The organism is Bacteroidia bacterium (assembly GCA_016218155.1).
Classification (GTDB): Bacteria; Bacteroidota; Bacteroidia; order Bacteroidales; family GWA2-32-17; genus GWA2-32-17.
Genome location: JACREQ010000037.1, coordinates 1 through 1,001, shown reverse-complemented (window position 1 = coordinate 1,001; position 1,001 = coordinate 1). Strand labels below are relative to the sequence as shown.

The 1,001-nt window shown below is 30.3% G+C and carries 1 protein-coding gene; it reads right to left on the bottom strand.

Annotated features, from left to right (window positions below; all coding sequences use genetic code 11):
• Positions 1 to 70 precede the first annotated feature (70 nt).
• Positions 71 to 814, bottom strand: a complete 744-nt coding sequence (locus HY951_06550) for an SIR2 family protein (protein ID MBI5539701.1) — start codon at positions 812 to 814, stop codon at positions 71 to 73.
• Positions 815 to 1,001: the final 187 nt, after the last annotated feature.

The following is a 1,001-nucleotide window of genomic DNA, read 5'->3' as shown; positions in this document are numbered from 1 at the left end:
ATTTTTTCAAAATAGTCAATTCTTGAATCCCGGTAATCGAAAATCACAGGTGTGGCTTGTCTGAATACAATTACTCAGATACAACCTTAGCCGAACTATGGGAATTTGATCTATTCAAATATTCGTCAAAACCGATAGCTGTAACAACAAGTCTATTATTAAAATAAATGCAAGTATCATTATCGGCTGAATATTTTGGTTGTGTACGTTCATAATTTAAAATCTCCGGGAAAATATAAATCAATCTTTTGACCAATAAGTCATATCCATTTTTTTTATCCTTTTCGCAATAAGCAGGGTCAATAAAATGAAGGTTCAATTCAGGATTATATTTTAATGCTGTTTTAATACTTGCATTTATATGTGAATCACCAAACGAATATCCAATAACGATTAGCTCATTTGCAAAAAAACAATCTTTATCAAACGCAGATTGCATTTGTTTGAAAGGAGTAATGAATGACTTTTGAGCTTTCAGAAAGCCTGTGATTATGTTTGAAATTAAAATATTTTTCCCCTTTTCTATTTGCACAATTGCGCTCTCGTTATTATTTATGTCAAGAACAGGAAAAGGTTGCAATGAAATCCACTGATTGTATAATTGAGAGTTTTTTTCTCTTGGATTTACTTCCCAAAAGGCAGAACCGTGAAGATTATAATGAATGTTAGAATCAAAGTCAGATAGAATTCTACCAATGTTTGGTAGTACACCATTTTCAGAAACAAATTCATCACATTCAAACCCTTCAAATACTTTTATTCCTGCTTTTTCAGACAGTACCTTAAATATTTTATCATAATTTAAGGTGTACATACGAATGACCGATTCTTTAGAAATATTATTTAACCATTTTTGAAAGACAATACTTCGTTAATTTTTAAGACGCAATTTTACCAAACCATAAGGCATCGCGATAAACCCTCTTATATTTTTTGCAACTCATATCAATTTTCAAGTTTGTAAAAATTCTATCTGCCATGATTTTATTGAGATGTATAGT